This window comes from Pseudomonas sp. BS-2016 (assembly GCF_001806145.1).
GTDB classification, from domain to species: Bacteria; Pseudomonadota; Gammaproteobacteria; order Pseudomonadales; family Pseudomonadaceae; genus Aquipseudomonas; species Aquipseudomonas lundensis.
Genome location: NZ_MLCT01000019.1, coordinates 225,614 through 248,880 on the forward strand (window position 1 = coordinate 225,614; position 23,267 = coordinate 248,880).

Annotated in this window: 22 protein-coding genes and 1 pseudogene; 16 read left to right on the forward strand and 7 right to left on the reverse strand. The window is 47.1% G+C overall.

Annotation, left to right across the window (positions count from 1 at the left end):
• Nucleotides 1-528: 528 nt before the first annotated feature.
• On the reverse strand, nucleotides 529-990 hold the full coding sequence (locus tag BKD70_RS11400) for a helix-turn-helix domain-containing protein (RefSeq protein WP_052892197.1): 462 nt from the start codon (nucleotides 988-990) through the stop codon (nucleotides 529-531).
• 226 nt (nucleotides 991-1,216) lie between these two features.
• On the opposite strand from BKD70_RS11400, the gene BKD70_RS11405 reads away from it, so the two are divergent.
• The 3 genes from BKD70_RS11405 to BKD70_RS25635 are packed head-to-tail and all read left to right on the forward strand — an operon-like array spanning nucleotide 1,217 to nucleotide 2,063.
• Nucleotides 1,217-1,591: a hypothetical protein gene (locus tag BKD70_RS11405; protein WP_047276926.1), complete on the forward strand. Its 375-nt coding sequence runs from the start codon at nucleotides 1,217-1,219 to the stop codon at nucleotides 1,589-1,591.
• The gene (locus tag BKD70_RS11410; protein WP_047276923.1) at nucleotides 1,591-1,809 is read left to right on the forward strand and encodes a hypothetical protein; all 219 of its coding nucleotides are present in this window, start codon (nucleotides 1,591-1,593) and stop codon (nucleotides 1,807-1,809) included. The genes BKD70_RS11405 and BKD70_RS11410 overlap by 1 nt, the downstream gene beginning before the upstream one ends.
• A gap of 56 nt (nucleotides 1,810-1,865) precedes the next feature.
• Nucleotides 1,866-2,063 (forward strand): HNH endonuclease, encoded by a 198-nt coding sequence (locus tag BKD70_RS25635; protein WP_371913990.1) that lies wholly within the window; start codon nucleotides 1,866-1,868, stop codon nucleotides 2,061-2,063.
• Between the two features lie 283 nt (nucleotides 2,064-2,346).
• Here BKD70_RS25635 and BKD70_RS25335 read toward each other — a convergent pair whose 3' ends face one another.
• Nucleotides 2,347-2,634, reverse strand: coding sequence for a hypothetical protein (locus tag BKD70_RS25335; protein ID WP_047276919.1), 288 nt, complete (start codon nucleotides 2,632-2,634; stop codon nucleotides 2,347-2,349).
• 185 nt (nucleotides 2,635-2,819) lie between these two features.
• On the opposite strand from BKD70_RS25335, the gene BKD70_RS11420 reads away from it, so the two are divergent.
• The 3 genes from BKD70_RS11420 to BKD70_RS25640 all read left to right on the forward strand — a co-directional run bounded on the left by BKD70_RS11420 (nucleotide 2,820) and on the right by BKD70_RS25640 (nucleotide 4,775).
• The gene (locus BKD70_RS11420) at nucleotides 2,820-3,425 is read left to right on the forward strand and encodes a hypothetical protein (RefSeq protein WP_047276917.1); all 606 of its coding nucleotides are present in this window, start codon (nucleotides 2,820-2,822) and stop codon (nucleotides 3,423-3,425) included.
• A gap of 268 nt (nucleotides 3,426-3,693) precedes the next feature.
• Nucleotides 3,694-3,903, forward strand: a complete 210-nt coding sequence (locus BKD70_RS11425) for a hypothetical protein (protein ID WP_047276915.1) — start codon at nucleotides 3,694-3,696, stop codon at nucleotides 3,901-3,903.
• Nucleotides 3,904-4,220: 317 nt separating this feature from the next.
• Nucleotides 4,221-4,775 carry a DUF1643 domain-containing protein gene (locus BKD70_RS25640; RefSeq protein ID WP_047276914.1) on the forward strand — a complete coding sequence of 185 codons (555 nt, stop codon included), beginning with the start codon at nucleotides 4,221-4,223 and terminating at the stop codon, nucleotides 4,773-4,775.
• A 576-nt stretch (nucleotides 4,776-5,351) separates the two neighbouring features.
• Here BKD70_RS25640 and BKD70_RS24725 read toward each other — a convergent pair.
• Complete coding sequence (locus BKD70_RS24725) at nucleotides 5,352-5,561, reverse strand: hypothetical protein (protein ID WP_139047524.1); 210 nt, start codon at nucleotides 5,559-5,561, stop codon at nucleotides 5,352-5,354.
• 96 nt (nucleotides 5,562-5,657) lie between these two features.
• On the opposite strand from BKD70_RS24725, the gene BKD70_RS11435 reads away from it, so the two are divergent.
• A complete protein-coding gene (locus BKD70_RS11435; RefSeq protein WP_047277316.1) occupies nucleotides 5,658-5,990 on the forward strand; it encodes a hypothetical protein in 333 nt (110 codons plus the stop codon).
• A gap of 661 nt (nucleotides 5,991-6,651) precedes the next feature.
• On the opposite strand, the gene BKD70_RS11445 is transcribed toward BKD70_RS11435, so the two are convergent.
• A complete protein-coding gene (locus tag BKD70_RS11445) occupies nucleotides 6,652-9,387 on the reverse strand; it encodes a TrlF family AAA-like ATPase (RefSeq protein WP_139047523.1) in 2,736 nt (911 codons plus the stop codon).
• 349 nt (nucleotides 9,388-9,736) lie between these two features.
• A pseudogene (locus BKD70_RS11450) lies at nucleotides 9,737-10,710 on the reverse strand (IS5 family transposase).
• A 406-nt stretch (nucleotides 10,711-11,116) separates the two neighbouring features.
• Between BKD70_RS11450 and BKD70_RS11455 the strand changes: the two are divergent.
• Both BKD70_RS11455 and BKD70_RS11460 read left to right on the forward strand, forming a co-directional pair.
• On the forward strand, nucleotides 11,117-12,262 hold the full coding sequence (locus tag BKD70_RS11455) for a dsDNA nuclease domain-containing protein (protein WP_047276908.1): 1,146 nt from the start codon (nucleotides 11,117-11,119) through the stop codon (nucleotides 12,260-12,262).
• 33 nt (nucleotides 12,263-12,295) lie between these two features.
• Nucleotides 12,296-13,999 (forward strand): hypothetical protein, encoded by a 1,704-nt coding sequence (locus BKD70_RS11460; RefSeq protein WP_047276906.1) that lies wholly within the window; start codon nucleotides 12,296-12,298, stop codon nucleotides 13,997-13,999.
• Nucleotides 14,000-14,164: 165 nt separating this feature from the next.
• On the opposite strand, the gene BKD70_RS11465 is transcribed toward BKD70_RS11460, so the two are convergent.
• Complete coding sequence (locus BKD70_RS11465; RefSeq protein WP_052892196.1) at nucleotides 14,165-14,602, reverse strand: antitoxin Xre/MbcA/ParS toxin-binding domain-containing protein; 438 nt, start codon at nucleotides 14,600-14,602, stop codon at nucleotides 14,165-14,167.
• A gap of 58 nt (nucleotides 14,603-14,660) precedes the next feature.
• The gene (locus tag BKD70_RS11470; RefSeq protein ID WP_047276904.1) at nucleotides 14,661-14,972 is read right to left on the reverse strand and encodes a helix-turn-helix transcriptional regulator; all 312 of its coding nucleotides are present in this window, start codon (nucleotides 14,970-14,972) and stop codon (nucleotides 14,661-14,663) included.
• A gap of 91 nt (nucleotides 14,973-15,063) precedes the next feature.
• Between BKD70_RS11470 and BKD70_RS11475 the strand changes: the two genes are divergently transcribed.
• From BKD70_RS11475 to BKD70_RS24735, 7 genes are all read left to right on the forward strand, one after another.
• Entirely contained in the window at nucleotides 15,064-15,483 is a 420-nt protein-coding gene (locus BKD70_RS11475) for a hypothetical protein (RefSeq protein WP_047276902.1), read from the forward strand.
• Nucleotides 15,468-15,869 (forward strand): hypothetical protein, encoded by a 402-nt coding sequence (locus tag BKD70_RS24730; RefSeq protein WP_139047522.1) that lies wholly within the window; start codon nucleotides 15,468-15,470, stop codon nucleotides 15,867-15,869. Before BKD70_RS11475 ends, BKD70_RS24730 begins: the two co-directional genes overlap by 16 nt.
• On the forward strand, nucleotides 15,859-16,353 hold the full coding sequence (locus BKD70_RS11485) for a hypothetical protein (RefSeq protein ID WP_052915056.1): 495 nt from the start codon (nucleotides 15,859-15,861) through the stop codon (nucleotides 16,351-16,353). Before BKD70_RS24730 ends, BKD70_RS11485 begins: the two co-directional genes overlap by 11 nt.
• A gap of 144 nt (nucleotides 16,354-16,497) precedes the next feature.
• The gene (locus BKD70_RS11490; RefSeq protein WP_047276895.1) at nucleotides 16,498-16,941 is read left to right on the forward strand and encodes a hypothetical protein; all 444 of its coding nucleotides are present in this window, start codon (nucleotides 16,498-16,500) and stop codon (nucleotides 16,939-16,941) included.
• Between the two features lie 448 nt (nucleotides 16,942-17,389).
• Nucleotides 17,390-17,755: a histone-like nucleoid-structuring protein, MvaT/MvaU family gene (locus BKD70_RS11495; protein WP_047276892.1), complete on the forward strand. Its 366-nt coding sequence runs from the start codon at nucleotides 17,390-17,392 to the stop codon at nucleotides 17,753-17,755.
• A gap of 628 nt (nucleotides 17,756-18,383) precedes the next feature.
• Nucleotides 18,384-19,844, forward strand: coding sequence for a tyrosine-type recombinase/integrase (locus BKD70_RS11500; RefSeq protein ID WP_052892195.1), 1,461 nt, complete (start codon nucleotides 18,384-18,386; stop codon nucleotides 19,842-19,844).
• An 80-nt stretch (nucleotides 19,845-19,924) separates the two neighbouring features.
• Nucleotides 19,925-23,266, forward strand: a complete 3,342-nt coding sequence (locus BKD70_RS24735; RefSeq protein WP_139047521.1) for a hypothetical protein — start codon at nucleotides 19,925-19,927, stop codon at nucleotides 23,264-23,266.
• Nucleotide 23,267 lies beyond the last annotated feature (1 nt).

Sequence of the window (23,267 nt, forward strand, 5' to 3'; positions counted from 1 at the left end):
TGGGTCACACGAACGACGTCCACCGACTGTTCTAATCACTAGCGTTGGACAGTCGATAGTTCGTCAGGCGCCTCTATTTAACCTATTGGACGACGACCTGCTCCCAGCCAGCCCTTGGATCAACGCGGGGATCACATGCTTTGATTGGGTTACTGGATCATCATCAGCATTGAGTTTGATGACATCAACAATGATTAATCCGTGCAAGCCACGGAGCTTGGTTAAGTCACAGACACGCAGCTTGCGGGCGCGATCTGCCATTGGCGCCCGTTTCTGGCCGATTGCTGCCAGTCATGACGGGCAGCAATCCACAGCTAAAAGTTGTAACTCGCAAAGCGCGTGGCGACAGACAAGTACTGTCGATGCACAGATATGCCAAAAAGTGTGCACTCAGAAAGGCGTTAACACCCGTGTCGGTCACATTAAATAGCTACCGTTGCCTACCTCGCGGAAAGCTGCATGGCAAGACCTCAATACCAATCCTAAGATTGCTGGCCTAGCCGAGCATTCTGGTTAAGGCGCACAACGCTACTTGCCTTTGTCGACATCTTTCAGGCTCCTATAAGCCAAAAACGCTGCGGCTGCCGCTGTACCAAGAATCGGACCGAGTCCTGGAATGAGGGCGGATGCCCCGACTATCAGCTTTATCTGAGCGCTACTTAAGCTTACGAGTCCAATCGTCTCATTCAGCGTATCTCTGCTCAAAGCCACAGTAACACCTTGATCTTGCAGTCCTTTTAGTCGAGTTTCGCACTCCTGAAGCAGCTTGCTTAACGGTACGCCAAAAAAGGTAGCAATTCTGACCATCTGCTCAAGGGTAAGAGCAGATTCCCCGCGCTCAATCCTTGACCAAGTAGATACCGCCAGCCCCATGTGGTCAGCTACCTCAGTTTGCGTAACGGTCGGTACTCTAGCTGCCCTCAGCTCGGCAACCACTGAGCCAAAAATACCCTGAAAGGTTGTACCCAACCGTGGCTTGACCTCGGTCATCCTACTTTCCTCCTATGTGTGCTGACCCATTTTACGCTCCAACACGTTGCAGAGGGAAAATACTATCAGGAGTAAATTTGCATCACATGCAAATTGACGATATTCTGATTGCGTAACCCTTAGTGGACACCTGAAAACGCCGTTGTGCAGAGAGGGTCAACTTGTTCCGAGGCGACTTTTTGACGGCGTGGCGGCCGCCCAGAATCATGTAAAGGAGGAAAGTTTTTTGAAAGAATATCGATTCAAAATCCTCAAAAGAGGTGACTTTCTCCTCAAATTTTCCGGGTCCGAGATCATTGTTTGCTCGTCAGCCGGAGGTTACCGAATCTATAAGGTTACTGGGTTTGATATAGGTCAGCCCAATTTCTTTAAAGATTATGAAGAACTGACGATAAATAATGATGGTGACATTCAGGCAGATATCGCAGTCATTAAGGTTGGCGATGAGTATAGGATCTACAAGGTTACTAGTTTCGAGCGTGGAATTCCTAACTTTGATGAAGATTTTTGCCTTGTGATAACTAGTGGCATCGGAAAGCTCCAGGTTTTTGACACGGAGACGCAAATTACAATCACGCTGCCAGCCTTGGAGTCTATATAATGGCGGACATTGAGAAATGGGCAGCTAATGTGGCATTTGTGGGGAACAAAGATACCGTAAAGAAGATTCTTGATATCATTAATGGACTTGAAGAAAGTGGAGAGCTTCAAGATTGTACGGGAATCGACGGTCCATATGATTCACTGCAAGACCTGTTAAAAAGGCGAGTTGATAACCTTTTGCTAGAGTCCCAGGCTGACACTGAGGAGAAAAAATGAGCAGACCAAGCGATCATCGCAATGCTCAAAGAGAACGTCGGATTCAAGATTTAAATATGTGCCAGTTGTGCGCCTCAACTGTCAGAGTTCAAGCTCATCACATTTTTGAGTACGCAAAAGGAGGGCCGTCTACGGTAGAGGGCATGATCACGCTGTGTTTAGACTGCCATCAGCGCATGATACATAAGGACAATCGTATTCGGATAGTAAAAAAAGAAAATCGAATTACGACATTTGGTCGCGGCGGCCGGTAGCCCCCTCAATTCTTGGCATATGAACGAATTGGGTTGCATGTGTTGGACAGTGCAAGAGTAGGTCGTCGAATTTCGTACACTTTCGAATTTGAATTTTTTGGGTGGGGCTAACTTTTTCTAAATTTTCCGGTGGGAATGCTTGGATAGACGCGTTGATAGCATTTTTTTAAATTTTATAAGATTTAGCTATTTTCCAATTATCGATTGTGCTCGGCTATTGGTGGATGTCTGCTCTTGGTCCAGGCTGTGTGAAAACGCATGCGCCATTTTGAAGTCTGCGTTGCTAAGTAAAATCTGCCAGCGTTTGGTTAATCAGCAGACCGGAAATTCGTGTAGGAGCGCCATTTTCGTTCCATTCCTGACTGTAAAATCTGCTCCAGAACGTTTTCACACAGCCTGGACCGTAAGCTGCCTTCCAGAGCCGGCAGCTATCGATGGAAAGCTCCGACCTCTTCAGTTTCCGTTCAAGCCGCTGTCGCGGGTCAGAAGGCGGTGTTTCCAAAGGATTTCCCTTCTGCATCATTTCTTCCTTCCCTGTGTGCATGTCCGCGATTTCGAGGATGTTGAACATGAAATTTTCTGCCAGATCTTTACCTCGCTTGGTGTACGGGTAAGTTGATGGAATATTTAAGGTTTATTATTTGATCAAATTGTGTCGGCGATATGTGGTTTTACATAATAAATGTAAAATCTCAATTTTTGGTTAAGTTTAAATTTTATAGTGTCTGTTGTTTGACTTTTTTTGATTTGTGATCTTTGATTGATATAGCCGACAATGACTGGGTGAAGAAAATGCTTGTTAGAAACTATTATCCACGTTATTCAAGATTTTTCTTCACCGAATATGAGGAGCGCGGTCCGTACATTGATGACGGACAAAGTGTTAGGTACTCCATTTTTCAGTCCATACAATGGCGAGACAATAACGCCAGACTATTGTTAGGTGCAACGATTCAGAGGATCGGAATTGCTTGGGGTGTGTTCAGTGAGACTCGCTTATTTTTTTTCTTAGATGATGCATTAGCGAAAGGGTTGTTGTCACCCGTGTTATTCATCTGTGCACGATACGGGAATGTGACAATAGTGGTCGACGATAGCGATTTTACGAGGTCAGAAGAATTTGAATGGGGATGGAATGCCATTGTTAGTGATGCTGATGACCCATACTGGTGGAGTGTGAGTATAAAGAGCTTGGGTAGCGGTGACTTTGTGGCGGAAGATATGCCGAAAGTTACTGAGAAATATATAAAAAATATCGATGATTTCTGGGGGCTGGGATTGAGGCCTTACAATACGATGGCTCTAATTCCATTTGATATGAATGATTATGATGCGTCACAGTATTGTGATTTTATCGGTTGAAAAGATTAAATTCCGTCTACCATTGATCGAAGAAATCGCTCCATTTTGGAGTCTATATGTGATGTTCCGCAGTCTCCAGAGAATCGTAGGAGCGAAAATTTATCAACGTCAGTAAAACGTTCAAAAGTTCAACGGTTTGGCCTTTGCGGCAGTTCGTGGTGGCGGAATTTTTGGGTAACATTTTCTTCCGAAGAGCTATTGGTGAAAAGGCTCACTTCCGAGTCCGGAGGTTTCACTGCTACGCTGAAATCTCCACAGAGGATTTGCGATGCCAAATTCAGGCCTGCTTCCTTCCCTGCTCTTCAAAATCAACGGAAATCAGCTGGCCCTTGAGGCGGCCATCCTCGAACTATCAAAATGGGTTGAGCTACGAGGAGCAGTCGAATTTGCCGACAACGTGCGCGGCGCCCTCGATACGATCGACAAGAATGAAGAGTTCATTAAGCTCACCCTGGCCGTCCTCATGTCGCCAGAATGAGCGTTGAAGGGCTGCAATTGGCCGATTTTTTCCTATTGCGACCGGCAAAAAACGACCCATAGAAGCCGGTGGCGAGGGTAGGTAACGGCCAGAAGCTGGCATCAGAGAAGCCCACTCAATCAAGCAGTTTCATTTTCTGCTGGGGGCCATCAGATCACTGGTACGGATCTGCTCATCAGCGACTGCTTTTTGCCAGTCACCAGACGAAGAACCTTGTCTTCGTTGTAGCTGTCGACTCCAGGTGGCCGGCGATGATCCGATGCTAGAGTAGAAAAATAAGTCCTGTCCTTTCCTCCTTTTCCGTTCGAGATTTATTAATGTCTAAATCCGTTACCGCTGCCATCGGATCTGCGGCCCCGCTGCCTAATCAACCCGTGGATTCACTTGTCGAGGAGCGCACAGTTTTCAGCGCCGACCGAACTCACCGATTCACGCTCTACCGGCACTGGGGCAACCCAGAGCATTACGCGTGCGGAATCAGTATGAACCCCTCAGGTGCGGCGGAAGACGTGGGCGATCCGACTGTTAATGGCATGGTACGCAGAGCAAAGGACTGGGGCTTCGGCGCCTATTACCAGCTCAACGTGATGTCAATTCGCGGTACCTATTCGTCGCACCTTGCCACAGCATCAGTAGTCAACCTCCCGGAGAACGATGAGCACATTCGGCGGATCGCGGCAGGGGCAGGAAGAGTTGTAGTGAGTTGGGGGAATCGCGGTCACAAGCGAGGTCGTGGAGCTGAGGTGGAGAGAATTCTGCGAGAGGTGTGCGACCCAGCGAATGTCTTTTGTTTCGGCTTCAACAAGACAGGGGCTCCAGTCCATCCTCTTTATCAAGCGCGCGACGCTTGCTTGAAGCCCTACTTTAAGTAGGCCGTCAACAGTTTGGCCGGTGACCGCTTTTGGCCGAGGCTGTGTAAAAACGTTTTTGAGCACGGCGGGTACTTAAAACTGGACTGTAAATCGCGCTTCTACGCGAAATCCACATCTGCCTGACGTGTCGATAAATTTCAGATTTAACGTAGACTCGCACACTTCAATTTTGGCAAAGCGTTTTTACACACTCTGGGCCGATTGCGGCCTTTCGTGATGGGCCGATTTATGAGTGTTCCTTTGCCTCCGCACACACCAGCAGGCACATTGGCCTCCCGTTTTTAGTTATGACGAAACTCTGCCCCGTGGCGATTAGAGCCAAAAGGCGCCGGAATCATCGGCGTGCCTGGCTACAGCTGAAGGTTTTGGTCATGGTAGATGAGCTTGGTAGATGGTGGTTTTGAGCGTAGTGAACTACAGGCTTCCGCGCACGCACCAAGCGTCCGCCTCTGAACATAAAACAGCAGACTCTCGCCGCGATGTGGGGGGTGGGGAGGTTTAGATCGGTCTCAGGATGCCTCTCTATAATCGCTCTATAACTCCCTATAAAGCGGTTTAGCGAATACCCGTCACCGCTTAGTGCATGGCGCAGTATTGCTGATTGCTGAGGAGGCCATAAAACAAGGTTTCACCAATCGTGACGAGCGAAAGCAGCTGGAGACCGAAGCGACCAATAAATGGACGAGAGCCTGAGTAAGGTGGATCGGGATCGTCGGATGAACGCATTCCGACATGTTGGTGGCGGTCGTCGATGCTAATCGACCAGTCCTCGGCCTTGCGAGCCAAGGTTGCTCTGAGCCCGTCCCGCGCCTGAATACTGGGAGCACCAGCCATGCTGATAGAATTGGGCAGGTTTCACAAAGCGCCCCTCTGAGACAGAGCATGATTAAAGAATTGACGGAAGAAGAGATGCGCCGAGCGCTGTTCGGTTACGCAGAGGTACCTACGCCGGTTAACATGCCCGGTGTGCAAGAAGTCCATCCGGCCGGCATGACCGTGCCGCCAGCAAAGGCAGCGACAAAAAAGGGGGGGGCGAAAGCCTTCACACCGAGGCTAAGGGTCACCCTCCGGGTAGGAAATGAATTCGAAGGTGAAACTTACGAGATAATCCATAACGCCGATACGCTGAGCACCCTCCTAGCAGAGCAAGAAGCTACCAAGGCTGCGAGAAAAAAGTTCAGGTATGTGGAAGTGATATCGGTCAAGTCGATGTAACAGCAATCTCACTTAGCTCGCGCCAAGACTTTGAACCGTCCTGGCAACGCACAACTTCGCCAAAGCGCAGTGTTGCTTGCTCCAATGATTGGTCCCGACGAACACAGCTGCGGTACGGTCAGACCCCATGGCGCAGTGGAGCCGGCCCATCCTGAGGAAGGTTTGTTCATTGTGGGGATGAAGAGCTATGGCCGCGCGCCTACATTCTTGTTGATGACGGGGTATGAGCAGGTACGGTCTGTCGTGGCGGCATTGGTGGGCGGTTGGGATGCGGCCAAAAAGGTTGAGCAGGTCCTCCCGGAGACTGGCGTATGCAACTCGGATTTCGATGGGGCTGATGATCGTTTAGAGGCGTCGCTTATTCCGGTGTCGTGCTGCGACACTGGGGAGACACCCCCTGAGGTCGTACCTCGCCGGGTTGTTGCAAAGCCTAGTGCACAGCCACCAATCCCGCCCTCGATGACCGGGGCGGGTTAGGGGCCAGCTTCTTATTTTCTTTTAGGTGTCCAAATAGATCTTGAGCCTATATCGACGGACACATTCAATGTCATTCCCCTCAGCTTGAAAGAAGGTTTCGACAAAAAATGGGCACCACAACTGTCTCATTTAGACCCGAATAAGTGTCGCTCGGGCGATTTTTGGCAGCAGGAGTGGTCGCTTCTTACTTAAGGTTATACCTAAGCTCTCGCTTCAAGAATGCCTCGTCACCACCCTCTAGAACTCGACGAACCGCTTTGTTGGTCGCCCCGGCCTCCAGGCTGCCTGAGGTGTATTTCAGTACTCCATTTTCGTTCTCTGCAACGACCACTTGTTCGGCGTCCGCGTTTACCACGAGGTTTGCGTTATGAGTCACGAGAATGACCTGTCGAAACTGTTTTATGCCGCGAAAAATCTCAACCAGTTCCTCAATGATGAACTCGTTATCGAGATCGTCTTCCGGCTGATCAAAAATCAACGGTTGAGTAAACGCTTGGGTAGCTAGTTTCAAGCATAAGTAGACAGTTCCCTTTTGCCCAACCGACAGACGTTCGAGAGGACGACCTCCATACGAAATCACAGGCTCAACACGGAGAAATACTGAGCGTTGAGCAACAATGTAAAACAGGGATGCAAGGTTGCCAGAAACATAGCCGTCCTCCTCAACAAGATGGAGACGTTCCTGCATAAATTTCAAGAACGAAGTCGCGTCGGTGATCGGGAAGACCTCCCGAATTCTATCCTCGGTGGAAAATTCGGCAGTTGCCCGAAACGATCTTAAATTCAAGACTTCCTTCAGCTTCGCAAGGAACAACGCCTGATCGAAAATGATACGGCCTTCAAGGGTGATCTGCCGGTCTGATAGAATTCTCTTCATCAGATCTTTCTGTTCCAGAGTCCAATCAGGGTGGCCTTGCTGTACAGCTTTCCATCTAGCTTCAATTGCATCTTTCTGACGGATTATCTCCGCCTCAATCAATGCAGGTATCGTCGCTCTTTTAAGGATTGCCTCATCGAGTTCCCGTTGTTTCTCCTGGATCGCTGTGAGCTTGGATCTCAACGCCTCGATGGTACTTCGGTAAGATTCCGCATTCTGTAGCAGGCCAGAAAGATCTCCGGTGTAAACCAGGGCGAAATCAGCGCGAATTATGTCGTTGTCTCCTTCGCACGACCTAATCTCTATCGTTGCCTGTTCACTGAGTAGGCGAATGGCGTCCAATTGTGCGGTGATTTCAAGCAACGGAATACTCGGATCGATGGTTGTCGCCTTCGGATCAAATCCCGTCTTGAATACCTCCAGCTCCTCTTTCAACAAAGCGAGACGTCGTATCTTTTCTTGAGCAACCGATACCCTCGACACATTGGCCGTGAAACGCTCAAGCTTTTCCTTGTTTGTTTCAGTCGTAATTGAGTCAAGCAGGCTCTGGCTTCTGGAAATTTGAGATTCAATGCTTACCCGATCATAAATCAACTCACCTTTTTCATCCGTCTGCTGAAACCATGCCTTCTGCTTTTCCACCACAGACAGGATTTCGCGGGTCTTGGCATCCACCTCACTGTCAAACGACAAACCCTGAATGCCGAGCATCTGCTTGATCTCGTCACCGACAGTTCCCATTGTTACCTTCGTCTTTACCTCATTCTGTGAGATATAAACAAAGGGCAGCTCAGCGCCTTCTTTTGCATGATGCGTCGTTGTGCTAGTGAGATCCTTGTTGAAGACGACGGAAAAATGCTCGCTTAAAACATACGGTGAAGTTTTGGTAGCTGAGCCGAACGCCTTTCCCAGATAGTCCACCAAACAACTTTTACCTGTACCACGCCCACCAATCAGGCAGACAAGATCACTATTCATGACAAGCTCAGGCTCGGCGCCAAAACGAGGGTTTTCATACAGCGGATTATCGGGAAATGGTGAAAGCTCCTGAGCGATTGAAACCGAACTCACAAAAGGTTTTATGTAGCTTTCAGCTGGACTCGACTCTTGCACTCGCACCCGAGCGGTCGGTTCAAAGATGATCTGCCGGAGGCCATCAAAAGTTGGATCAGCCTTGATCCATGTTTTCTTGAGTTTAGTTTCAGCACGCCACGTCTTGAAAGAGGCAATAGAGTGTCCGTCACTACCTGAGACGCAAGGTTTCGGTCGGCCTCCGATAGTTGCTACGAAATTATCAATGAACGCTTCATTCGCCGGTGTTTTTCGGCAGGCGAACAAGTCGATGTTTTCTTGATCACGTTCCTCAACAATGTCCACCAGCTGCATGAAATAGATGTCTTCGGACGGCTGAACCTTCCAATCAATCTTTTCCATCCCGCCGTAGCAGTCATAGGGAACCATAACTAGGCGGAGATCATCGGGAATGGCTTTGAGGGCAGCTTCGAAGGATGCTTTGGTTATTTCGGCCGTTTCCGCCCCAATTCGCGCAAGCGCAACTGGATCGCCCAAGTAACCGTCTTTGGCACCGTGCTTCTTCGCTTTTACCGAATCTAACCGGCGAGCATACTCAATCAGAGCCTCGTCAGAGAGTGGACGGTCTATTAGCCGAAGCCGGAGTTGGCCCTTGAAGTCGTTGAGCTGCTGGTCTGTCAGCTTATCCGAGAAAATTACATGAATATTTAAGCGATGTTTCGTTGCTGATTCGATTCGAAGCTCAATCGCTGGAAAGACCGTTTTGTGGATTACTTCACCAGCCTTATGCGCCTTGCGAAGTTCAAGATAGCCGTCGAAAGTCCAGTAGTCGTTGATGGCATACACTGCCACATCGCTTTCATTGATATTGGAAACGATTTTAGTAATTGCAGCAGCTTTTTCTTCCGGCGACATACCTGAAAAGCTTCCCCCTTTATAGCTATAGGAGGCTGGGGTATGGATGTGGAGATCCCATAATCGCCATTCTGATCCTTTTGGAAAGGTGCGCACTCTTCGACTTCCTCGTCTTTTATTTTTTAGCACCTCGTAGGTGCTGGGTTCTCACGCCGGTACTGGCATCCTGAAGCTTTGGTTACATACCTGCACGCTAGCTCTAATAGCCTGGCACTCAGCATACCTACCCCCGATGACTACTTTGAAGTTTTTGTTCTCTCGCAAAGCTGCGGTTTCTCTCAAAGCCCTGCAATCGCCTTTAGGGAAGGTCTGAAGTACCCACCGATTTTTCATGCCCTCGCTACTTGAGGTTCAAAAAATCATTAGTCGGTCGAAAAACAGACCTTTCGTGTCCTTAACTCATGGATCTTTCCTAATCGTACTGTTCCAGGGTGATTAGTCCACATTACAGGCGCACCTCGCCCATACCCACCAACCGTTTTCGCACCATCCATAGATTCGACAAGGCGAACAACGTCGTCTGCTGAGCGATGTTTTTCGACAAGCCACGAAAGCGCACTTTCGTATAGCCGAACTGGGGCTTGATCACGCGAAATGGATGCTCAACCTTGGCCCGTACCTGTGCTTTCGCGTATTTGATCTTGCGTCGCAGGCGACCGATCAAACTTTTCTTCGCGTGCTTTTTATAGCTGCTTGGGCGGGGCGCAATCGACCAGATCATTTTGCGACCCTGATGCTCCGGGCGCTTGTCCGCTCCGGTGTAACCCGCAGCGCCGTAGACGTAAGTTTCCTCGCCATGCAGCAACTGATCGACCTGTGTCACGTCCGCCACATTGGCCGCCGTGCCCACCAAGCTATGGACTAAACCCGACTCGGCATTGACGCCCGATGTGTGCTTTCATTCCAAAATAATATTGGTTTCCTTTCTTGGTTTGATGCATTTCAGGATCGCGTTTACCGTCCTTGTTCTTGGTTGAATTCGGCGCATGAATGATCGTTGCGTCGACCACCGTGCTTTGGCGCAGCATCAAGCCACGATCACCCAGATAGTCATTGATAACCTGCAAAATTCCGCCCGCCAACTCATGTTTCTCCAACAGGCACCGGAAGTTGAGAATCGTGGTTTCGTCAGGAACTCGATCCCAATGCAACCCTGAAAACTGGCGCAGGATCGTCGTTTCGTAAAGCGCTTCTTCCATTGCCGGATCGCTGTAACCGAACCAGTTCTGCATCAAATGAACCCGCAACATGGCCATCAATGGATAGGCCGTACGGCCACCGTCGTCCTTTGGATAATACGGTTCGATCAAGGCAACCAAGCCCTCCCAGGGCACCATCCATCTCGATCAGGAAGCGCTCGCGGCGGGTCTGCTTACGTTTGCCGGCATGCTCGGCATCGGCGAAGGACATCTGTTTCATCGGGGCTCAACCGTTCAGTTTGTGCGAGGTGAGTATTTCACCAAATCTGGAAGTCTTTTCAGAGTTTCGTGTTCTTGGCATGACCATTATCAATGGTGTCAAAAGGCGGTGATCGAATCTGATCTGCGCCCTCTTGAATCGGTTTGGCAGCGCTGCGCAGCGACTGCGTTGGAAAAAGCCGAGATCCAATTGGTAGGAGGGGCGAAGCTGCTGCCAAAATCATCAGGTAAAAAAAAGCATGCCGGGCGGGGAGACGCTCCCTTTTTTAGAGGCGTCGATGGCGGGAGACATGTCTACCTACGCTGATACCTGTCAGAAGCCATTTTCACCACCTGAAAGTCATACCCCATTTTGCGTCACGCATGATATTGTTTGGCCATAATTGGTGGACGATAGTGGCTTTGATATGGACAGCGACCAAGCCGAAGAGATTTTACATGTGGCTCGCCGTAAAGACCTTACGGAGTCAGGTGGGGGGCACAATCAAAAAGGCATAGAATTCCAGCGTACTTGGGCGCTTGACCGGATGTTTGAGCTTGAGAGCCTTGGAAAAGAAGACTTTCTTTTTCTTTTTGAAACAATTCAAGATGTTGCGGAATTAGATTCATCAGTATCTCCATCGTCCATTCGTATTTACCAAGTCAAGAAGAAGGATCGTGGTGAGTGGAAATGGGGAGAACTTACTAATTTAGTAGAGCCAGGTAAGATTAGAAGAAAGTCTAAGCACCCAGCTCCAGAGATTCAAGATAGCCCAATTGGGAAGTTGTATTCTTCTGTTTTAGCATTCGAAGGTCTGAGGTCAAACGGCGAATTTATTTCAAACAGTGGTTGTGATCTCCCGTTAGTAGGTGGAGGCAACGCTGCTACGTCTCTCCCTTGCGACCTTTCCAATCTTGAAACGGAGCACTTGAAAAGTCTTAAGTTGGGGCTTGAGACATTACATGCTTCAGGGACACTGTCTGCTGATCCTTCGCTAATTCATGTAGGGAAAGTTCACATAAATCCGGATGCTCCGATCAAGTATTTGATAGGTACGGTAGTTGTATTTTTAACTTCTAGAAGCCCGCGCCACGCGGGACAAGCCCAGTCATTGGTTGAGGCGCTGCTTGCAAAAGTTGGCCCTCTCGGCGCAAAAACAGATAAGTGCTCAACATTTGAAGAGCTTAGAAAAGAGCGGGGTTACTCTCGTTCAGAGTTTGCGTCTGCCTTAAGTCAGTTGGAACACCTTCCTGATTATCTGCTCTTATTGGAGGACTGGTTAAGTCAGTTAGAGTTAGAGGGCAGTATTAACTTTTTTGAAAAAACAGGTGTAAGAGTAGCCGCATCAAAAATTTTTAGGCTTCAAGTGATGAATGGGGAGGATCCTATTATCGCTCCTCTTGTAATCGAAATTGATGATTGGCTTGAATCAAATTCTTTGTCGGGAAAAATTTCGCTGTTTCTTGAAAGCGCCAAGCTCGACTTAGCCTCGAAGTTTCCACTTATCCGTGACCCGGATTTTACCGCACTTTTCCTTTTAAGGGCTCTCAAAAAATGCGTGGCCCAGACCTAAGAAAGCTTGTAAGAAGCCTACGGACAAAATCATATGAGAAGCTTTCTATTCGAAAGTATTTGGCTGCTCTCCCGGCAGGACGGACGAGCGCGTCAAGTATCATTCCACAAGAACAAAAATCTGATCTGGGGCAGGAATCACACGGGGAAATCAAGCCTGCTCAAATCTCTATACCTGACGTTTGGCGCTAAACCGCAGGGAGAGCTGGGTCAGTGGGATAATCAAACTGTATCACTGGTAGATTTTCGCATTAATGGGCGAAAACTCCGTGTGCTTCATAGTGCGGGAGTACGAGCGCTTTTTAACGAAGGGGGGGAATTAATAACTGTAGCTACGGATCACGCTGAATGGAGTGCCGCTTTCGCTTCTGTTACTGGATTCAATCTCGTTCTAATGGACAAAAGTGGGAAAAGTGTCCCCGCTGACCCTAAGTGTTTTTTTCTACCGTTCTACATTAATCAAGATGGCAGTTGGCAATCCACATGGACCACTTTCACTGGCTTGCAACAATTCAATAAGCCGGTAGCCTCAATTCTTGAATATTTTACTGGTATTAAACCCCCCGAGTACTACGAGGCAAAGGCTGGCAGAGATGCCGAACAGCGGCTCTTAGAGGACTTGAAAAGAGAATATAGCTTCTTGGTAAAAGCTAGAGAAAGGTTTGGAAAAAAGCTTTCTTTTTTTGGCCCCAAAATCACGTCTGAAAATTTCAATGACGAAATAAAACGATTGACTGAAGAGGTCACGCAACTCAATAGTACGCAAGAGGTGCTTCGGTCAAAATGCGTATCAGAGAAAGAACTCCTAAGTAACATAAACCTCCAGATCCATTTAGCGACAGCAGCATTGCGCACCTATGAAGGAGATACCCAATACTTGCGCACGGAACAAAGGGAGGCGCTTGTTTGTCCTGTATGTAATGCTGAGCATTCTGAGTCTTTCATGGATCTGCTTACTTATGCGGACGATGCGCGCTCTTTACGTGATATTACGGTAAGGCTTGAGGGCGATGCAAAAGGTATTAATATTAAGCTTCAAAAGACGCTGGCAGAAATTGGCGCTTTGGAAAAGCAATATTATCAAATCTCAGAGCTTTTGAATATTAGAAGAGGGGATCTTCAATTTCGTGAGGTTATAGAAAGTCTAGGCGCCGAACAGGCGTTTCAGGCATTCGAGGAAGAGCAGGCATCTCTTGATGGTGAAATAGCTGGCCATGCAGGAAAAGTCGAAATTTTCAACTCTATAATGAGCAGTCTTACTGATAGAAAACGCTCCGCTCAAATACTAAAGCAGTATCGAGAATCTTACTCGGTTGCACTTTTTGATTTGAATTTACCTCCCAGTGAAAAGACCAAGCCATTACTGACAAGCAGGCCTAATATTTCTGGTAGCGGTGGACCAAGATCTATACTTGCGTATTACTCCGCTATTTGGGATGCCTGCTACGGACAAAATGGCGCCTTCACAGTTCCCTTAGTTATCGACTCACCCAATCAGCAGGGTCAAGATGCTATCAATTTACCTAAAGTAATAAAATTTGTATCAGAGAAACTGCCTGAAGATGCTCAGATGATACTGGGGTCAGAGATAGACTCTGATTATCCGTTTGATAAGAAAATAGAACTTTACGAACCTTATAGTCTTCTCAGTTCGCTTTTTTTTGCGGATGTTGATAATGAGTTAACTCCGCTAGAAAATAGTATGTTCCTCGCGGCCATGAACAAAGAGAAGGAGTAATCCGTTAAACTTTATAGTCGCGTGGGGGGAGATAACTATGCTGCTAAAAAATATCTGGCTAGCATATCCGTAAGTACCTCATCGCCTTCATAACATTCGGGTAAGCCAGCATTGGCATCGATGGGGCGACAGAAGACGATGATGGTTTTTTGCATGTACTCAAATTTATGCAACGACGCCGTGCTCTATTTTCCAGATTAGAGCTTCAACAAAGTTTAGCCCGACGAATGTGGAAAACAGCTCTGCTGGCGCTTTCTTGCCCAATGCCAGGGCGGGTCGTTCCAGCCAGTTACGCATGGCCATGTTGTTACCTTCGAATAACCCCAGCGCACTGCTGAGGACAACCGCTTTACGGTAGAGGTAATCGCTTTCAGTTGGATTCAACATCTGTGCCTTCAGCCAGCGCCTGCGCGTGGAAACTTTTACGCCAAGGAGCCTCCCCAGGGCTGCTGGAGAAAGCCCGACCAACAAACTCAGGTCGCTGAAAAAGGACGAAGGCAGTCCTTCGCGTATGAGCGTTGAAGTCGTCAACCAATCTGAGCGAGCATCAAGCATGCTCAGAAACGAGTCCGATGGGAGCTTTATTTCTTCGCCTTCTTTCATGTGGTCGATCATTCATGTGCCCCGAGAGAACCGCACGAATTTGAGTGCCCATCATTACCTAATCATCCAAAGGCGTCTCGTCTTCTTCAGTTGAAGCTAGCCAACCAAGGTCCGACTGGATCTGTCGGAACAGCGATTCAAGGTCTTCGTTTGGCCGTGCTTCTAGGTAGCTCGCAATCACGACGCTTGCCGGGTGGACGTTCATGACAGCAGCAAGGTCTCCGACCTTATCGAGCGTTGGAGACCTCATCCCACGTTCAAGCTGACTCATGTATCCCCGACTCGTCACCGAGACAAAATCTTCCTGAGTGAGCTTCCGTCGCTTTCGTAACTTTTTCAGCGCATTCGCGAAAGCGGCATTCAGTTCCATTTTCTCATCCCACAAAAGGGATGATGAAGCACTGAATGAGCACTATACTGCCACGCACTATACTGCTCATTTTCACTTTTAGAGAAATTATATGTTCGAAACCTATGAGGCAGCGAGGCTGCCGATGCTGCCGTCTTTCGAGCAGAACAAGACGCGCTGGGCGTTCATCGCTCAGTCCGCAAATCGTGAATGGTTCTATGTGACGCACCAATATTTTCAGGATGGCGATCCCGACTGCGTGTGTGCTCAGCAGTACATGATCCCAGATGTCATCGGCCTGATGAGCCTGGTGCAATCAGACTCGGACAGCGCTTTTGTCAGTGGGGTACAGCTTGTATCGCCGGGATGGTTGAACGGTACGGACGGGTGGCGCATGGAGGCGCTTTCAAAATTGATCGCCATACCCGGTGAGGAAGGTAGGAAGTACTCGTACGAAGTCGCGGGTGGAAACGTTTATCCGGCAAGGAAAGGGAATACCTCCGCGGGAAAAACCATATGGCCGGTGCGGTAGGAGATATTTCAAGTGAGCCCCGATCTAGAACATTTGCTCTGCAAACCAAATCTCTCGCTTTTTCCAAATGCCGTGATAGTGAACGATCACTTTTTTGGGGCTTTGACTGCGGGGATGGATGGTTCGACATTCTCAATCATGCTTTTTCCCTTGTTTCAGGGAGAACCGATATTAGTCCTGGCTGCGGAGAAGTGACCGTCGTGGAGGTTAAGGAAAAATTCGGTGGATTGAGGATTCATTACCGTGGAGGCGACGATTTTGTTGAAGGTGTTTTCAATTTAGCGGAATCAGCCTCCGTTCATATTTGTACCATCTGTGGCAATCGCGCGCCCAACAGGGGGCTGCATTACCACCATCCTCGTTGTGAGACCCACTATGGCAATTGAACCGCCTCGGTTTGGGATGGTGAATCGGCATGGGCTCATCGATGAGTTGAAGAGTTACTTTCATAGGGATGGCAGTCTCATCGAGCTAGAGGACGTGAAACAGTGCGTGTCTTCGCCCAGGTTGTTCGATCTCATGGTTCGTCAGCTGCCGATTGAAGGGCTAGTACATGTTGGAGATACATTTTTAGATAAAAGGACGATGCTTGCCGATTGGCCACAGCGCACCTACGGAATCTCGTTGCACGGTTGGATAAGCATCCACGAGCGGGTTGAGTTGGTTGACGTCTTTCACATGAATGACGCCAGCGTCTCGAAGGTTCAAGTGTGGCCGTTTGACCCCGCGAGTCTCGGCGAAGCAGAGATGCGATTGGCAATGGCTTTATCGTATACAGCAGCGGAGTTATACGCAGAGCCGAGAATTGTGGGTTCGCTCAACGACGTTATAAATGAACTGGGGTTCTGGGTTGATCCTGAGCGGTACTGATCTGTGATTTGGGCGCATTGAGCGCTACTGACGCGGGTTTTGCTGGACCTTCAATTTCCATTGACTACTGGGGCGTGTAATTACGCCCACTCCAAATAACATGATTAGATCCGTCCTAATCGCTTGGAATGGGGAGATCCAACTGTGGGCATAATAATTCTTGATGGTGTTGTTGAAGAAATTGGCTTTGGTTCGTATTCCGAGGGCGAAAGAACGCTGTCTTTCATCAAGGTTAATGGGAGGCGCGTAACAAACATTGTTTGCGATGATTTTATGAGATCGTTTTTGAAAGTAGGGCGGACTGTAAAATTGTCGTTGGTTCCAGGCATTTTGGGGGCGCATACCCTTTACGCTGCAAAACTCGCAGATGGTGAGGTGGTCATGCGGTCGCCCGTGAAGCCCGTCTCGATGGTCGTCGCGCTCAGTGCAGGGATCATGGTTCTTTTGAGCCCACTTTTTATTGGCGTGTTGAAGTCGACCCATTTCATAGGTTTCTCGATGATTATCTACTGCCTGATCGGTGTCACCGTGGCATATCTCATCCTTCGCAATCAATTCAAAGCACGGGTGGTTTTCGGCAAGCCTTAAGATGACTCTTGCAAGGTGAATGCTCTGGCACCGGCAAAGTCACTTGGGCGTCCGTGATAACGATCGGAAAGTTACGAGAGATAGGCAAGCACATCAAATAGTAAAATTGCAAAGTAGGGAGCCTCGGTAACGCCCCCGCCGAATCTGACCACATTTGAATGGCTCGTCTGTCGGGCACCCATAGCAAATACCGATATATATGCTCATTGACTTTCTATCTTGTGAGTCCGGAGAGCACAAAAAATCTCACATATCATTTTTCGTTGTTCTAGTATCAGGCGTGTGGGTATCTTTTCTGAGGCCATTTCAGCCTTCATTTGATCTAATCTAGGTGCCAGCCACGTCTGTGGGTGAGTTCCAACCCCACGTTTATCGGTATCCCATACCCGCACCTCAACAACTGTAGAGTCACCGGCAGTAACCATCACTAATCAGAGAAGGTCTTACCATGTCTCGTCTTGCCGAATACCGAAAGCTTGAGCAGGAACTAGCCTCGCAGCTGGCGGAGCTGGAGCATATGAAGAAAGACTCCGGTCTTCAGGAGGAAATGGAGTTCGAAAACAAGCTTCGTAAGTTATTGAGCGAATACGGGCGTAGCTTGCCAGACGTTATCAGCCTGCTTGATCCGCAAGGGAGTCGGCGCAAAGGCAATGCTACCCAGGTAGGTCGCAATACTCGTCGGCCACGTGAAGTCAAAATTTACACACATCCAGAGACGGGGGAACGAGTTGAGACGAAGGGGGGCAATCATCGCCTACTGAAGCAGTGGAAGCTTAAGCATGGTGCAGACACGGTTGAAACGTGGCGAAAATAGCAGTTGCCGTATAAACACTGGCCCAAACGGGCCTTTTTTTGCCAAATAGTTCTCTCGTTTTTTTTTCGCCCCGAAAGTCTCTGGTTTATCCCACTCCAGTCGGTCTGTCTTCGTCGGAAAAGACTATGAACTTTTTAGACTGTAATAGCGTCGCATCTTAAAATGGAACGATATAATAAATTTTATCGGCTGTAAGTGCTCTTTGCATTAGCTGGATTGTGTGCAAAATATGACAGATATTGTCGTAGGCTTTTCTCTTCTGTGGTTGATTTTTGTATGCACTCTAGTTTTATTGGAACTAAGAGTTGGTCGTATTATTTCGATTGAATTTGCGGGGTGAGAGGATGTTTGTCTGACGCATACGCATGGCGTTTGTTTTATTTATATTATATGCGTGTCAAGTCGTGAGTTGGTGGTTAGTTAAGTCTTTGTTGTGGCTATTGATTTAACATTTGCGGATGTTAAGTGTCAGTGCGATTGACTGTAACGTGTGTGTTTACGTATGCTTGGCAAGCATATATTAGGCTTTATTATTACATTAAAAGCTGCGCGTTGTGAATGTAGTAATCTGTTGCCTAGAAGTTAACGGGCATGTTTAATACATTCATCTTGTCTGGATGAATGTGTCATGGCCAGTCCGCTCATAAAATATTACCGGCAGAAATCATTCTATAATGGTGTCCCGATTTGGACACTGCATTCGCTTAAGGACGAAAACTTTGGTGAGGAGTACCAACCATACACTATGTATATGCGTAGTTTGGTTGATAGAAGGGTGCCTTGGAATTCAATCAAAGCATCCGGTTATCGGCTCCCCATCTTTCTTGATTTCATGGCAGTGGGTTTTGAGTTGATACCGCTAACCACGACAAATGTCGTGAGTCTATGCAGAAGTTACGATTCATATTTGACGTTAGGTGAGAAATCCTTTAGCGAGATAGTAAAAAAAATCTGCTTGGTTAAAACCTCACCGTTGATCAGCGCAAGCTCCTCGATTGGATACCACGCTCCGGTACAAGGATTTATTCAGGAAAGTCATAGCTACTTGACCAGTTTAATTGATTATGCTGCCTCTGGGCTAGAGGTGGCGTCGAAATATGACTTGGAGATGTTGGGCGCGCTGAAGTACGTAAATTCTAACTTAAATGTTTCAGAGTTATCGAAGCGCAATAAAAAGCAGATAACAACTCAAAAGCAAGGAATGGCTTTTAAATCAACGCTGTTTCCCAATTTACCTCTCATAAAAAGCGGTGCAGATCCTATTGATGAAACGAAGTATTTTCCGCTGGATCAGATTGTTCCGCTAATAAAATCTGCAACGTCATACAGAAATTCAGCTCTTTGGTCGTTAATTGCCGCAACAGCCTGCCGCGAATCTGAAGCAGATCAGGTGATTTGGGCGGATATAGACTTAGTTGCGCAAGAGGTATTAATAGTCGAGCCAGCTTCCAGGCAAAACTTGTCTGCGGCTTACGCGGGAATTAGCGAGGAAGAATATTTAAAGCTTGAGTGGAAAGGAAGGGGTACAGAGTTTACGTTTATGCTGGAACCGTATAAAACACTGTTTTTTCACTATTTAGAGTTATACTTGAAATTCGAGTATAAGGTTGGGAGTGGCCATCGTTTTGTCTTTCAAACCAAATCTGGTGCACCTCTCTATTTGTCTGATTACTCAAAGACGATCTTAAAGCCCTTCCAAACTGCCGCGAGACCCATTCTGGATGCATGCGGGTTGCCTCATGTTTCTATGGGGCCTCATAGTCTACGTCACAGTTACATTTACTTCATGAAAAATTTTCTGGAGCATTCTGGTGGCTTCGGACTTACTGAAAGTGAATTGATGCTATTGACTGGGCACATCGAAGTAGAAAACTTGCGGAGATATGCTAAGGCTGACAAAAACCAAGTGCTGGCAAAACTTGCAAGTGCATTCTCCACGCGGTGTCAGCGTGAGCCACTTTCAGCTATTGAATACCATGTTGGTTTTCTTGAAAAAGAGCTTGAGGTGTTTAAGGCGAAGCTCGCTCAAGAACGTGGAGCGAAGGAGAAAAGTAGGGGCAAGGGTAAAGATAAAGATAATTCTGACTAATTCGCTGCGCATAATCCAGTTTGTAAGGAAACAGGTTGTATAAGATTATCCGTATTGTAGCGTTTTGTAAGGGAGAGCACATGATTAACTTGTCAAACGAAGTAGTTGTCCTCAAAAAAGGATATGAACTGAATTCGATAGTGAAGAATGCCCTAGACAAAACGATTAGGATTATTTCAGAAAAATGCAGTATGCCGGCGGTACGTAAGGATCTATACGATTTTGTTCGTGTGTTTACACATCAAGACACAGTGATTGAAAATAACGAAGCTTTCGTTCAATTTGCATATTGGTTTTCAAGTTTGAATACGGAAGAAGTGAAGCTTCATCGTGAGAGTATTAGGAAGGTCATTCCAAAATTTAAAGTAACGTTGTCAGAGTCAGCGGCCAACAACCTTAGGTTTGGTTTAAAAGTGCTGCTATTGTGCCTATATAAAGACGAAGCAGTGGTGCTGCCTTATTTCTTTTCTCGTCCTCCCGCGAGATGGCTCGACGATCTAGAAGGGGCTGATGCTGTATATTCAGATGGAGTGAAACTATTTCGCAGGCTAGATAATCGCGCTCATACCGGTAGCGGTTCCAAATTAGAGTATGACACTGAGGAGAGACAAAACAGACGTGTGTTTCAGACAGCCACAAAAATAATTCTAGCTTCTTCTTGGCATAATCTTAGCTCTATCGATGTTGGAGATCTCAATGCTTGGCGGTTAGCTCAATTACGTGATTACTCGGACCGAGAAATTAAACCTTTCGGAAAAAATATTTCACCTATCCCTTTGGTTCAAATAATCAAAACAGTTCATTCGGAATGTCCCAATGCGCTTAGTCCTGATGTGAAACGATGGGTAGAGGACATAACGTCCGGGAATAGTAGAGTTATCGTCCACGGTAGTACAGACGACGTTGTGCGGTTTGTAATATCGGAAAAATCCTCAGCGCTGGATACTGTTAAAAAATTGCTAGTGAGGACTGGTGGTGCTACGAATTTTTCTTATCGTGCGATTGATGTGTACGACGTCGTAGGCGTCATGAAAGACATCGGTATTGATATAAAAAGAAGTTTCACCATTTGGATTTCTGCACAGGAAAACTACTTCAATTTCCGTATTTTAGAAAAGGATAAATCTCACCGAAGTGCAATTGGAAGACTTAATCTCTACCTTTTCATCTACCTTCCATTGTGGAATCGCGACAATCCAGATTCAGTTGTGGTATATCCAGACGAGCCTGCCAAATTCTCCTCTTCTGTGCACTATCATTGTACATGTGAGGGTTCTCTTCGTCCGTTGTCTCTAATTGAATTTTATCGGCATCTAGGGTTTACAGAAAACAATCAAACCATAACGATTTATCGGAGGTTTTTTGATCATCTGATTATTTATGCTCCAGATCTCGAAGGGTGCATCGGATTAATACAGCCGGTTAAAAGAGTTCCACAGTCAATCAAGCGAGCGCAAGTTGTAAAGAATATTTTTCCGGACGGTTTATTGCTATTGTTTGTGGACTACTTATACGCCTTAGAATCTTTCTCGGAATGGGGGTGTGAAAATTCTCAAGACATAGATGCGGAGGTTTCTAGATGTTTGTCTAACGCGGTAGATGTTGACTTTTCAATGCTCGGCTACGTCCCGATTGTCTGGCGGAACGGGCGGGCTGTACCGATTCTATCTGCTCCTGCCACGTTGTTTTCCTTCGTTCGGAATGAGATGAAGGTTTACTATAATCCTGGCTCCATAAGATTCTCACTGCTAATTTTGGAAACTGGAGCTAGGGGGCAAACAGCGCAATGGCTTGATGCAAACATGTATGATCGAGTTGCCGATAGATCATCGACAGAGCCTCAACAACTCACGTCTATAATCCTCAACACCGATAAAATTCAAGAGTCGCCTTTTATAATTGTTTCCATAATGCGGGTTCTCTTTATGCTAGATAATCAATGGCGTTGGAGGAATTCGATGATTGACGCTGGTTGCTCAGGTTTTGCTGAGTACGTTTATTATGATAATTCAACTAGTTCAAAGTGGGGAAAGATACTTCCTTTGTTTGCCGCTGATCCAAGAACTGGGCATCCTATCACTGATCATGCCTATGCTGATGCTTGGGTAACGCAGATATATGCATTTCAACAATGGCTTGGGATTAATGAGATACCATGTAAGCCGTTGGTTGCGTTTTTGCCGTTACATATAAACTCACCAAAAAGTAGTTTCAAATGGGAAGATTGGATTCGAGGTTTGGATGAAAGTAAGGTTAAAGTTGTAACGTCCGACGGTGGAAGTCTTTATGGCGGGCCATATTGTCCATTAAGGCTGCGCCCCAGCGTTACACCTCACGGTGCGCGCGCTTCATTTATCACAGCGATGAGTACGTTGCTTGATCCTGACGCACTAGTTTTTTGCACTGGCCAGAAAGAATCGTCCCTTCGCAGATACAATAAGGGTGGAAATATACTGAGAGAAAAACTCAAAGGTGCCTTTAGTGGTGAGGCGGTCGAGTGGTGTCTGTCAAATACCTTTGCTGATTCAATATCCTCTTCCGGAATTTTGTCTTTAATTAAAGATTCGCGACCGAACGGTTTCAGCAGCTTAATAAAAAATTTAGGTTTGTTTTCACTTAGGAACGAGTCGCCTGGGAAGTTTAAATATAATGGGTTGGAGTTGATTGCCAAAGAAAGCTCATGTAATGTTGGGGCGGTGTACACTCATCTGTGCCCATTTAATTTTGTTTGTCCATATGAAGTCGTTGCGGAGTTAGGAGGCGAACGGCGATGTGCATTATGTCCTTATGCTATTTTTTCAACTAATAATATTGCACAGGTGGCTGCCGAGAGAGTTAAGCAAGGTGAGGAGCTTAGTCGTATACAATCTGCGATAACGGATTATACAAGCGGAAAGAAACTGTCGGATGCTGAACTGAAGGTGTTAGACATAGAGCTTAAGAGGAAAGCCCGCGATTTAATAGGTTGGATGACTATTGAGGAATCACTTTGGACCGTAATTAAGATGCAGCAATCTGATTCGAGTGACGCTTTTCATACGGGCCTGCGCGACGATTCGTTTCAGTTGGTCCATCGATATGAGGTTGAATCTGATTCGTCGGAAGGATTTCTTTTGCGACTGGGCGAGGTAATAAATTTTCCACTTTCCAACTCACAGGAGTTCCAGTATCTCACAGAGAAAGCCGTTCGTTTGTTGTTGCTGAAACGTAAAGATGTGGTAGATGCGGTCATGATGCCTTCGTCATTTTCTACACCCGTGCGACTCGCAGGAATGATTCGCTCACAAATCGAGTTCAATGAGCTTGATTTGGATGAGTTTGTCAGACTCGTCTATTTGGAATCTGAAAGCTGGCGCGATATGTTGTTCGAATCTAAAAGTCAAAATTCTATCAGCGACTCATTTTTTGATTTATTGGGATAGC